General features: G+C 65.2%; 8 protein-coding genes and 1 pseudogene. 3 read left to right on the top strand and 6 right to left on the bottom strand.

The genetic code is table 11. From position 1 onward, the window contains the following. Nucleotides 1-109: 109 nt before the first annotated feature. The 6 genes and pseudogenes from EN738_RS22175 to EN738_RS22145 form a co-directional block, all read right to left on the bottom strand. Nucleotides 110-1,794, bottom strand: a pseudogene (locus EN738_RS22175) (tetratricopeptide repeat protein). A gap of 125 nt (nt 1,795-1,919) precedes the next feature. Next, entirely contained in the window at nt 1,920-3,560 is a 1,641-nt protein-coding gene (locus EN738_RS22170) for an ABC transporter substrate-binding protein (RefSeq protein ID WP_127285585.1), read from the bottom strand. A gap of 345 nt (nt 3,561-3,905) precedes the next feature. Then, complete coding sequence (locus EN738_RS22165; RefSeq protein ID WP_127285584.1) at nt 3,906-4,874, bottom strand: alpha/beta hydrolase; 969 nt, start codon at nt 4,872-4,874, stop codon at nt 3,906-3,908. A gap of 10 nt (nt 4,875-4,884) precedes the next feature. Then, complete coding sequence (locus EN738_RS22160) at nt 4,885-5,562, bottom strand: isochorismatase family protein (protein ID WP_127285583.1); 678 nt, start codon at nt 5,560-5,562, stop codon at nt 4,885-4,887. A gap of 249 nt (nt 5,563-5,811) precedes the next feature. Continuing rightward, nucleotides 5,812-7,116: a Xaa-Pro peptidase family protein gene (locus EN738_RS22150; RefSeq protein WP_127285582.1), complete on the bottom strand. Its 1,305-nt coding sequence runs from the start codon at nt 7,114-7,116 to the stop codon at nt 5,812-5,814. Between the two features lie 207 nt (nt 7,117-7,323). Further along, nucleotides 7,324-8,220, bottom strand: coding sequence for a GlxA family transcriptional regulator (locus EN738_RS22145; RefSeq protein ID WP_245494602.1), 897 nt, complete (start codon nt 8,218-8,220; stop codon nt 7,324-7,326). 264 nt (nt 8,221-8,484) lie between these two features. Between EN738_RS22145 and EN738_RS22140 the strand changes: the two genes are divergently transcribed. The 3 genes from EN738_RS22140 to EN738_RS22130 form a co-directional block, all read left to right on the top strand. Further along, entirely contained in the window at nt 8,485-9,093 is a 609-nt protein-coding gene (locus tag EN738_RS22140) for a hypothetical protein (RefSeq protein ID WP_127285580.1), read from the top strand. Between the two features lie 346 nt (nt 9,094-9,439). Further along, complete coding sequence (locus tag EN738_RS22135) at nt 9,440-9,940, top strand: GAF domain-containing protein (RefSeq protein WP_127285579.1); 501 nt, start codon at nt 9,440-9,442, stop codon at nt 9,938-9,940. Nucleotides 9,941-10,305: 365 nt separating this feature from the next. After that, nucleotides 10,306-11,283 (top strand): aldehyde dehydrogenase family protein (locus EN738_RS22130; protein WP_127285578.1); only part of this gene is annotated, 978 nt, incomplete at its 3' end.

Raw genomic sequence — 11,283 nt, 5'->3', positions numbered from 1 at the left:
GGAAGAGACTACTTAGCACCAATCGCATGGGGTTCTCACGTCGCGGGGCCGGGTTGGATCAGGACTTGTGTACGCGAGATTGGTGACGGCGCACAGGGGCGGGCTATCCTCAATGGCAGCAGTCGTGCCCTGAATGCGCGCTTGTCCTGCACAGGCAGGACGAGGTGATCGGCACGTCGGTCTTTGCCAACGCCGTAGCGAGCCTGGCCTGGAACCCAGGCAACTGGTCGGTCTCGCCGCGCCGCCCCAAGCATTCGACCAGCCCGTGCAGCGCCCAGACATTGTCCGGATGCTGGGCGCAGCGCTGAACCGCGCACTCTGGCCGAGATCGTCGCGATAGACCTGCTCGGCTTCTTCGGCATGGCCCTGGTCGAGCAGCAGCGCCGCCAGCGCATGGCGCGGCGGATGCATCCACGCCCAGGGCTCGGTGTAGGAGAGGTTGTCGTCGAGCTCGACTGCGCGTCGCAAGTGCTCGAAGGCCTCGTTATGCCGCCCCTGGTGGTAGGCAAGCTCGCCGTCGAGCAAGCAGGCACCCACGGCGAGCGAGTCCCGCGTCGGGTTGCTGAGGAAGCGCCGTTCCGTCGGAATGCGCCCCAGGTGCCGGTGGAAGCGCTCGCGCTCCTGTTCGGCTTCCGCGAACTGCTTGAGCGTCGCATGCGCGACACCCTTGGCGTAGTGCTGCATGGCCGTCGTCAGCACATAGAGATCGGGCTCGGCAACCATCGGCTCGTCGATGATCTCCCGCCAGCGGCCGAAGCGCACCTGCACGTGCGATTTCATCGCATGGTAGCCCTCAACCGTCTGCGTCAGCTTCGGGCGGTCGGGGATGCCGACGACATCGCGCGTCACCAGGCTGCGCACCTTGTCGGCCGCCCACAGCGCCGGCTTGTACTGGCCGAGGAACATGCAGGTGAACATCATCAGATGCAGGTCGTGGCAGCAGCCGAGCAGGTAGTAGGTCGTCTCGCCGGCATAGGCGAGGTAGAGATCGTTGGCGCGCACCGCCTTTTCGCTGGCGAGTTTTGCTTTCTCGTATTCGCCGCAGAGCACATGGATGTGGCCCGGCATATGGTTCATGTGGCCGGCATCGGGACACATCGTGCCAAGCCGTTCGGCCGAGCGCATGCCACGCTCGGGCTGGGTCGACATTTCGAGCAGGTGGATGTGCAAATGCAGGGCCGCCGGATGCGGCGTCGTGCCGGCCTCGTCCGAGACCCTGATCGAGCGCTCGCAGACGTCGAGCGCCTCCAGCACGTCCGAATTCGGCGCCGGCTTGCCGGTCCTGAGATCCCATAGGCGCCTGACGGTGCGCATCATCAGCGCCTCGACGAAGAGTGCCATCACGTCATGGTCGTCTGGGAAATCGCGATAGACCTGTCGCATCGCGGCGGCATAGGCGTCGTCCCACAGCGAGAATTCCGCCGGCGCCACGCGATACGGTTTCTGGAACCGCGCGGCCAGCGCCTCGATCAGCCGCCGCTCCACAGCGCTCGATCGGGCGCTGCCGGCGAGCGCAAGCTGGACATGGTCGAAGCAAAGCCTGGTGGCCCTGTCGGCCTCGGCCTCGCCATGCTCCTTCCAGGTCAGATTGTAGAAAGGCCCCGCGGCATAGGCGATGCCCCAGTGCACGAAGGCGCAATCGGGATCAGTCTGCAGCGCCTTCGCGAAGCATCTTATTCCTTCCTCGTGGTTGAAACCGTAGCACCAGTTCAGCCCGATATCGAACCAGCGCTGCGTCTCGGCCGAAGAGGTAGAGATGGGGCGGCGATAGGTGCCGAGGTCGAAGTGGTCCATGCCTGACTGCTTCCGCGCTTGCCGGTCTGAGGCCGCATGCAATCTGTGGTGAATGGGCGCATATGGCAACGGCCGGCGCGGCTCAGCAAGAGCCGCGCCGGCCGGGGTTGCCACCCTGGGAGGGATCAGGAGTCGAGCCACACTTTCTCGAAATGCTGCTCGAGCGACTGGTGCTGCTCGCAGCCTTGCACGCCCTTGCGGTAGGTGCGGTAGACCGAGCGCCAGTAGGGCTGGATGATGATGCCGCTATCGCGCAAATTCTGCTCAATCTTGGCCATGATCTCCTTGCGCTGGGCGGCATCGGGCATCGCCAGCGCCTTGTCGAGAAGCTCGTCGAACTCCTTGTTGGCATAGGCGCTTTCGTTCCAGGCGGCGCCCGATTTGTAGGCAAGCGCCAGCACCTGCACGCCGAGCGGCCGCCCCAGCCATTCCGTGCAGGAGAAGGGGTATTTGCTCCAGTCGTTCCAGAAGGTGGCGGCCGGCAGCACGGTGCGCTTGATCTTCAGGCCCGCCTCGCGCATCTGCGCGGCGATCGCGTCGCCGGTGCTCTTTTGCCATTCGACGTCGACCGAGATGAGGTCGAATTCGTGGTCCGCCTTGCCGGCCTCGGCGAGCAGCTTCTTCGCCGCGTCGACGTCGCGCTTGGCCGGGCCGATATCGGCGAATTCCGGATGCATCGGGCCGACATGGTGGTTGTCGGCGGGTTTGCCGCGACCGTCGATGCCGAGCTTCAGCACGGCCGAGTTTTCGACGGCAAGCTGGGCGGCGCGGCGCACCTTGTCGTCATCGTAGGGCGCATTGCCGACATTGAAGCGGGCGACGATGGTCGAGCCGGTGGCGATCTCGGAATTTTCGAGCCCCATCTCTTCGGTCTGCGATACGGCGTCCGAAGCCGTCTCGTGGTCGGTGTCGATCTCGCCGGATTCGAAGGCCGACAGCATGGCGTTGGGATCGGAGCCGTAGTCGACCCATTTGATGCCATCGAGATGGAACTCGCCCTTCCACCAGGGCTTGTCCTTGCGCTTCACCTCCGCACCCGTCTCGGCATCCCAGCTCACCAGTTCGCAAGGGCCGGTGGTGATGGCTAGAGCCTTCTTCGGGTCGCCGTCGCCCTCATAGGAGCGGTGCATGATCAGCGCCGGATAGTCGGCCATGCCGGCGATCAGCGAGATGTCGGGCTTGGGCAGGTTGAGCTTGACGGTGAAGTCGTCGACCTTCTCGATGCCGCCATCGACCGGCTTCTTGGTGTCGGCGTTGACCAGTGCGCCCATGCGCGCGGCGACCGAGTTGCCGGCGACAGAAGCATCGCACCAGCGCGTCAAATTGTGGATGACGTCGTCGGCGTTGAAGGTGTCGCCGTTCGACCAGCTGATGCCCTTGCGCACGTGCAGCGTGATTGTCCTGGCATCGTCGCTGGTCTCCCAGCTTTCCAAGAGCCATGGCTCGAAGCTGAAGTCTGTGTTCCAGCGCACCAGATATTCATTGCAGTGGCGCGCCACGTTGGACATCTCGACGCCGTCGAAGGTGCGCGGATCCTTGAAACCCTTGACGTTCATGGCGACGCGCAAGATGCCACCCCTTTTTGGCTCTTCCGCGCGGGCAGGCGACGTGCCGAGCCCGCCCAACGCGAAGGCGCCGGCGGCGCTGACGCCGAAGCCGGCCATGATGGCAAGATATTCGCGCCGGCTGATGCCGCCTTTCCTGAAATCGTCGGCGGTGGGCTTTGCCCGCGGGTGCAGTTTTCTGTCGGTCAGCATGAATTTCATCGTCGTTCCCTCCCTGTTGGGCGCCCCGGCCGGTCGCGGTGCGGGGGGCGGATGCGTCTCGCCGGAGCGCCCGTTGGCCTGCGGCGATGATAGGGCGGGGTTACACAGGGAAATGTTCGCTTTTCCGCAGTTCTTGTGCGCTGTTCCGCAGGGCGTCGATGCAGCCGATCTCCCCCCTCGTGGGGGAGATGTCCGGCAGGACAGAGGGGGCGCTGTCCCGCCCAGCATCTCGGCTATCAGCGCCGCTGCGATGACGAATGGTTTTGAATCCTAAGGATTCTGAGTGGCCGCGATCCTTCGCGCCCCCCTCTGGCCTGCCGGCCATCTCCCCCACAAGGGGGGAGATCAGCGCTCCATCGCCGCGCCAAGCCTGCCAATATCCGCAACAATTCTCGCAAACGCTTCGCCGGCGCGCGGCACGCTGTTGCGGGCGCGCAGGAAACTGTGCACCAGCCGCGGCTCTTCCTGCCACCAGGCCGAACCGCCGGCGGCGACGATGCGGTCGCGATAGGCCTCGCCGTCGGACGACAGCGGATCGCATTCGGCCGTGATGATGAAGGTCGGCGGCAGGCCGGTAAAATCGCTGTCGCGCAGCGGCGAGAAGGTCGGATCGTCCAGCGATTGACCCGGCGCGGACCGGATGCGGCGGTAGAACTCGATATCGCTGAGGCTGAGCAACGGCGCCTCGGCATGCTCGATATAAGAGCGGCCCGTCTCGCCGCCGAGTTCGGGGTAGATCAGCACCTGACCGGAGGCATGGCGCTGGCTGCGGCGCGTGGCGTGCGCGACAGCAGCGGCGAGGTTGCCGCCGGCGCTCTCGCCGCAGAGCACGATCGGCAGCGCGCTTGTCGCCGCCACCCATTCGAACACGGCGAGGCAATCCTCGAAGGCGGCGGGATGGAGATGCTCCGGCGCCAGGCGGTAGTCGGCCGAGATCACCTCGAAGCCGGTGGCGGCGCAGATCTCGGCGCAGATGTCGTCATGACTGTCGAGGTCGCCGAGCACGAAGCCGCCACCGTGGTAGTAGACGACGATCGCCCGCGGCGCATTGCCGGCCAATCGGTAGCGCCGGACCGCGATGTCGCGGCCGTCGGCAGCGACCACGCCGTCACTCGCCGTGACACCGGCCGGATAGCCTGGGTGGAAGGCCCGGCACATCGCGTTGTAGACCGCCCGTTGCTCCGCGATCGGCTGCGCCGCGATCTCGGGCGGAAACCAGGCATTGACCTGGTCGATATAGTCCCACAGCTCCGGGTCGAGCAGGGTGGTGTACTTCCCCCGCCTGGCCGCTTCGATCTGGTGGGTCGTGCCCATCGGCTTGCCATCAGAGCTCGTCGTAGAGCCGCGCCGCGTTCTTGTAGGTGAAGCGCAGCGGCACCGACCCCTCGACCTGCCACGCATCGACCGTGTCGCCCGCCAGCAGCCGGCAGGCATCGAGCGTGCCGGTGACGGCGCCGCCATAGAGCCGGTTGGCGAGATTGAGGATGGCGGTCTGGTGCATGGCGGCGCTCGCGCTGCCGCAGGCATCCTTGACCAGCAGCACGCGGAAACCACGCGCCACCGCATCTTTCACCGTGGCGTCGATGCAGGCCTCGGTCCAGACGCCGGCAATCACCAGCCATTCGATGCCCGCCGTCTTCAGCCGGTCGGCGAAGGCGCCGTTGCCGAAGGCGCTGGCCTCGGTCTTGATCAGCATCGTCTCGCCCTCGGCCGGCGCCACGTCCGCGCAGACCGCCGTCAGCGGATCGTCCTTGTCGGAGAAGGCCGACTTGCCGCTGGCGTCCACCGGATGGAACGGCCGCGCCTCGGCAAGGTCGACGATGTAGGCGAAGTGGTAGAGCGGCACGAAATTGCGCCGCGCCGCCGCCTGCAGCCGCTGCACGTTGGCGAGGATGTCGCCGAACCCGTCGACCAGATAGCGTTCGTCCTTGCGATGCTCCTCCTGGAGATCGATGAACACCGCGGCCACGGTGCCGCGCCGGATGGAAATGGGCGTTTTCATGCGGATGCTCGCGCTTCGTCATTCCAGGGCGAAGCAGCCGCGAAGCGGCGTCGCGAAGCCCCTGGAATCCATGCCGTTACCTCTAGCGAAAAATGCAGCGGAACAGAATTCTGCACCGTTGCAACGCTCTGACGTTGCGGCATGGATCCTAGGGTCTGCGCCGCGTCGCCGCGCTCCTTGCTTCGCCCTAGGATGACGACCTCACGGCTGCTGCGGCTAATCTCGAAGGCTTGCAATATCATGCCGACATCAAACCTGCTGCTCCAGAAAATCGTCCTCATACGGAAACCGCGACAGCAACTCCGTCCCTGTCTCGGTGATCAGCACCTCGTCCTCGAGCTTGACGCCCTCGCGGCCGCCTTTCTCGCCGATATAGCTTTCGACACTGACCACCATGCCGGGCACGATGATGCCGTCACGGCCATAGGTTTCATAGTCCATCGAGTGCGCGATGAACGGCGTCTCCCCATGCATGCCGACGCCGTGCATGACCGAAGTGTAGCGCTGGTCGACGAAGCGGTCCGGGATCTTCCAGGCCTTCTCGGCAATCTCGCGGAAGGCCATGCCGGGCTTCACGATGCCGATATTGTGCTGAACCTGGTCGTGCGCCATGCGGTAGAGCGATTTCTGGTAGGCGGTCGGCTTGCCCGGCCCGCAGCGGAAGGTGCGCGAGAAATCGGAATAATAGCCGTAGCAGCCGATCGTGTCGGTATCGAGCGCGACCAGTTCGCCCGGCCTGATCTTGCGCCCGCTCGCTTCGCTGAACCACGGATTGGTGCGCTGGCCGGAGGTGAGCAGCCGCGTCTCGATGAACTCTCCGCCCTGGCGGATTACTTCGCCATACATGATGGCGAACAGCTCGTTTTCGGAGACGCCGGGCTTGATCGCTTCGCGCACGGCGGACACTGCGGCCTCGGCGCCGGCCATGGACGCCTGCAGGCATTTGACTTCCTCAGGCGTCTTCACCGCGCGCACGGCCAGGATCTCGCCCTGGCAATCGCGCACCTCGCAGCCGCGCTTTTCGAGCGCCAGCGCCTGCAGATGGCTGCAGCGGTCGAGCCCGAGCTTCATCGAGCCGCCGCCATGCTTCTTCAGGAGTTCGGTGACTTCGTCGGCGAACGGCCCGGCGGTCTCGTCGTCGCGGCCCGATACCGAGGACCAGACCAGCTTCGACGGCCGCGCCTCGTCGATCGTATCGAGCACCATCGAGACGTGGTAGCTCTGCGGATATTCGAACAGCACCACCGGCCCTTCGGTCGGGATGAAGAAATAGCGGGTCGAGTTGCGCAGGAAATAGCCGAACATGTTGCGCGAGCCGGTGGCGTAGCGCTGGTTGTAGGGGTCGAACAGGACGACCGCGCCATAGCCTGCCTCGCGCATCCAGCCGCGCAGTTTCTTGAGCCGCCCCTTGCGCAGCGCATCCGCATCGATGAAGGACGGCTCGGTGTCGGAGAGCCACATGCCGCCCGCCGGATCAGCGGCCGCCGGATGGCGCATGCGATCCTTGAAGTCCACATCCTCGGTGCTGTCGGGGTCGAAAACGACGATGCTCATGGCGGTGCCTCCTGAAGCGGAGAACATGGGCTATGCGTCATACGAAGTGTGTGCGGATTCCCGCAAATGTCGTGCCGGATGCCGCAGATGTGGTGAGGCGAACTACAGGCGCCGAGATCCTTCGCCCCCTCTGTCCTGCCGGACTGGCCGGCAGGCCAGAGGGGGACGCTGTCCCGCCAGCGTCTCAGCATTCAGCACAGTGAAGAGTTACTGCCTTCGCATCGCCTTCGGCGCGTGCCCGTGCTCCTCGCGAAATGCCCGCGCAAAACTAGACATCGAGGCAAACCCACACGCCAGCGCGACATCGCGCACCATCAGCGTCGAATGCGCCAGCAGGTCGGCCGCCCGTTTCAGCCGCAGCCGCCGGTAGTAGCCGTTGGGTGAGATGTCCAGCTCGGCGCGGAAATTGCGCTCGAGCTTGTCCGGGGAGACGCCGAGCCTTGTCGCCAGCTCCGCCATGCCGAGCCGCTCCTCCACCGCGTCCTCCATGATCGCGATGGCCGACAGCACCAGCTCGTTCTGCACGCCGGTGCGCAGCCTGAGCGGCATCAGCTTGCGGTCGACGCTCGATCGCAAAGGACTGTGCACGAACCATTCGGCGACGCCCGCCGCCAGTTCGGCGCCATAGTCGCGCGTGATGATCTCCAGCATCATGTCGAGGCTGCCGACGCCGCCGGCCGAGGTGAAACGCTTGCGGTCGATGACGAAGAGATCGCGCCGAAGCTCGATATCGGGGAAAGCCTCGGTGAAGGCGGCCTGGCTGGTCCAGTGCAGGGTGCAGGCATGTCCGTCGAGCAGGCCGGCGCGGGCGAGGAAGAACGCTGCATCCGCAACCGCGCCGATATGCGCGCCGCCGCGCAGGCTCTTGCGGATCCAGCTCATCGCCTCGTCGGCCACGACATGGTCGGCATCGCCGCCGGAGCAGACGACGATGCGGTCTACCTTCGGCGCATCGGCCGCCGAAAAGCCCGGCTGGATGACGACGCCATTCGAGGCCTCGACCGTGCCGGGATCCGCGCCGACGATCACCCAGCGGTAGCATTCGCGCTTGGCGAGTACGTTGGCCGCGCGCAGCGGTTCGATCAGCGAGGAAAACGCCATCATCGGAAAGCCGGGAAAGACCAGCACGGCGAAGGCGAGGGGGGCTTCGCCCGCCGCCGGCTGCGCGCGGTCGCGTTTGCGGTTGGCGGAATTGGAAGTCACGATGCTCTTTCCTGAGGCGGCTGGAACTGTAGCGGGTGGCCCGGCCGGCTGGCAACGGGGACGCCAGTCAATCAGCCGTTCACCAAGCAAGATAGGCAAAACCTTAAGTAGAAATTGCGAGACTTGACGGAAGGTCAGGGTGATGAAACGCCGGAGGCTTTTCGGATGGAACTGAACTACGACTTCGAATTCCAGTCGATCTTTCCAAAGGCCGTCTGGCTCGTTCCCGAATGCAAGCGTTTGCTGGACGAGGTCGGCATCGCCCACAACATGAAGGGGAACTACGTCACGGCTTTTGTCGATCCCGCGACTGTCGTCGCCCTCTGGCGAGAGCCAGCCGAATTCAGGGCCACATTGATCAAGGCCGGTTGGAGCACCTTGCCATACGAAGGCGAAGCCGCGCCGGACAAGGCTCAGTTCCTGATCCCGAAGCTGCTGGAAATCCATGCCAAGGTCGAAAGCCGCGCCTATGACGCGCAGGCGACCAAATATGCCGTCTTTGCCCTTTTCCGCTTCACCCACCAGCTCACCATGGGAGAGGTACTCGGCGCGGACGGCCGCCCGACATGTTCGCCGCTGACCCAGCAACGAATGAAGGACGCCCGTCCGACATCGGCCTTCGATGTCAACAAGGCGGTTACGGCCATGGTGTCCGACCTGGAAAATCGTGCCGGTGCCGAGCCGGCCGCGCCGCCGGCGCCGGTCAAGTCGGCTGCTCCAGGTCCCAGCCTGCTGGGGCGCGTTGCCCGCGTCTTCGGCCGCCGGCAGACCTGAAGCCGGTCCCATACGTCGCGCACTCTGGGGCGAAATTAGAAACGTCGCGCCGCCCCGCTGCCGGCACCTTCTCCCCGTGAACGGGGAGAAGGCAGATGAGCGCGACGTCGGCGCCTTTTCTACAACACTCGCGATTGGCGACACCGTCGAGGAGAGCGCTTCCTCTCCCCGTCACTATACGGGGAGAAATGCCCGGCAGGGCAATGAGGGGCAGCGCCGACCTACGCTTTGCTGCCGCCGCCGCAATCGTCATCATCCCGGGGGATTTCGTGATAGCCTCATCGCTCACCTGGTGGCAGAGAGAGCGGAGCGGGCGCTTCGGCGTCCTGGCAACGGAGGCACGACGATGTTTGCGGCAAAAGCGATCGAGAGCACGGACAAGCCGGCCTTCTACAATGATCTCGCCGCGCAACTTAAGGCGCTGCTCGAAGGCGAGCGCGACTCGATCGCCAACGCAGCCAACACCGCGGCGTTGATCTACCAGATGGTGCCCGACCTCAACTGGGCCGGTTTTTACTTCCTGCAATCGGACGAAGAGCTGGTGCTCGGCCCTTTCCAGGGCAAGCCGGCCTGCGTGCGCATCGCCGTCGGCAAGGGCGTCTGCGGCACCGCCGTCGATCTGGGCATGTCGATGCTGGTCAAGGACGTCCACGAGTTCGAGGGCCACATTGCTTGCGACGCGGATTCGCGTTCGGAGCTGGTGGTGCTGCTCAGGGACAATGACGGCATCTTCGGCGTTTTCGACCTCGACAGCCCGCTGCCCGGCCGCTTCGACAAGGAGGACCAGGCCGGCATCGAGAAGCTGGCCGCGATCTATGTCGCGGCGAGTGCGTTCGAGCCCGACTGATGGCGGTGCAGCGCGTCTGGCGAGTGCCATTGTCGATGTCGGCGCCGCCCCTCATCGCCCTGCCGGGCACTTCTCCCCGTAAACGGGGCGAAGGACGCTGTGCGGACGGCTTCGCCAATCGCCAGCGTTGCAGGACAAAGCGCCGAGGCTGCGGCCAGCCACTTTCTCCCCGTTCACGGGGGCCGGCAGGACAATGAGGGGCAGCGCCAGCGCTGAAAGCCAGGCTGTATGCGCGATGCCTCAGGGTGAAAGCGGTCAACCTCTGGCTCAACGACCAGGTCTTGCGTTTGACCTAATTGCATCGTTATCACTGGCGGAATACGACGCCCCACAATCGAGAACCACGGCCGACCGAGGAGGAACCCATGTCCCATAATCTGCAGTTCTACATCGACGGCGCCTGGGTCGATCCGGTCGTTCCGAACAATTTCGACGTCATCGATCCGTCCACCGAGGATGCCTTCGCGCAGATCTCGCTTGGCACCAAGCCCGATGTCGACAAGGCGGTGGCGGCGGCCAAGCGCGCCTTCAACAGCTTCGGCTTCACCTCGGTTGAAGAGCGGCTCGAGATCCTCAACCGCGTCATCGAGGTCTACAAGAAGCGCAGCAAGGACCTGGCGCTGGCCGTCTCGCGCGAGATGGGCGCGCCGCGCCAGATGGCGCTGGACAGCCAGGTCGGCGTCGGCCAGGCGCATCTGGAGAAGATGGCCGAGGTGCTGAAGAGTTTTCAGTTCCGCCACGTGAAGGGCTCCTCGCTGATCGTCAAGGAGCCGATCGGCGTCGTCGGCCTGATCACGCCGTGGAACTGGCCGCTGAACCAGATCACCTGCAAGGTCGGCCCGGCGCTTGCCGCCGGCTGCACCATGGTGCTGAAGCCGTCGGAGATCGCGCCGCTCGACGCCATCATCTTCGCCGAGATCATCGACGAGGCCGGCGTGCCGAAGGGCGTCTTCAACCTCGTCAATGGCGATGGCCCGACCGTCGGCCAGGCGCTGGCCTGCCACCCGGATGTCGACATGATGTCCTTCACCGGCTCGACCCGCGCCGGCATTCTGGTCGCCAAGGCCGCCGCCGACACGGTCAAGCGCGTGCATCAGGAGCTTGGCGGCAAGTCGGCCAACATCCTGTTTCCCGATGTCGACCTCGCCAAGGCCGTCACCAAGGGCGTCGCCGGCTGCCTCGGCAACAGCGGCCAGTCCTGCAACGCGCCGACGCGCATGTTCGTGCCGCGCGAGCGTCACGACGAGGCGGCCGCCTATGCTAAAACGGCGGCGGAAAAATTCACCGTCGGCCCGGCCGACGCGCCGGGCTCGAAGCTCGGCCCGGTGGTCAGCCAGCTCCAG

It is taken from the genome of Mesorhizobium sp. M4B.F.Ca.ET.017.02.2.1, assembly GCF_003998955.1.
GTDB lineage: Bacteria > Pseudomonadota > Alphaproteobacteria > Rhizobiales > Rhizobiaceae > Mesorhizobium > Mesorhizobium abyssinicae.
This window is presented reverse-complemented; position numbering and strand designations above follow the sequence as displayed.

What these genes read in the sequence shown, in the direction of transcription:
- EN738_RS22170 (WP_127285585.1), bottom strand. Translation starts at nt 3,560, where the DNA reads ATGAAATTCATGCTGACCGACAGAAAACTGCACCCGCGGGCAAAGCCC.
- EN738_RS22165 (WP_127285584.1), bottom strand. Translation starts at nt 4,874, where the DNA reads ATGGGCACGACCCACCAGATCGAAGCGGCCAGGCGGGGGAAGTACACC.
- EN738_RS22160 (WP_127285583.1), bottom strand. Translation starts at nt 5,562, where the DNA reads ATGAAAACGCCCATTTCCATCCGGCGCGGCACCGTGGCCGCGGTGTTC.
- EN738_RS22150 (WP_127285582.1), bottom strand. Translation starts at nt 7,116, where the DNA reads ATGAGCATCGTCGTTTTCGACCCCGACAGCACCGAGGATGTGGACTTC.
- EN738_RS22145 (WP_245494602.1), bottom strand. Translation starts at nt 8,220, where the DNA reads ATGATGGCGTTTTCCTCGCTGATCGAACCGCTGCGCGCGGCCAACGTA.
- EN738_RS22140 (WP_127285580.1), top strand. Translation starts at nt 8,485, where the DNA reads ATGGAACTGAACTACGACTTCGAATTCCAGTCGATCTTTCCAAAGGCC.
- EN738_RS22135 (WP_127285579.1), top strand. Translation starts at nt 9,440, where the DNA reads ATGTTTGCGGCAAAAGCGATCGAGAGCACGGACAAGCCGGCCTTCTAC.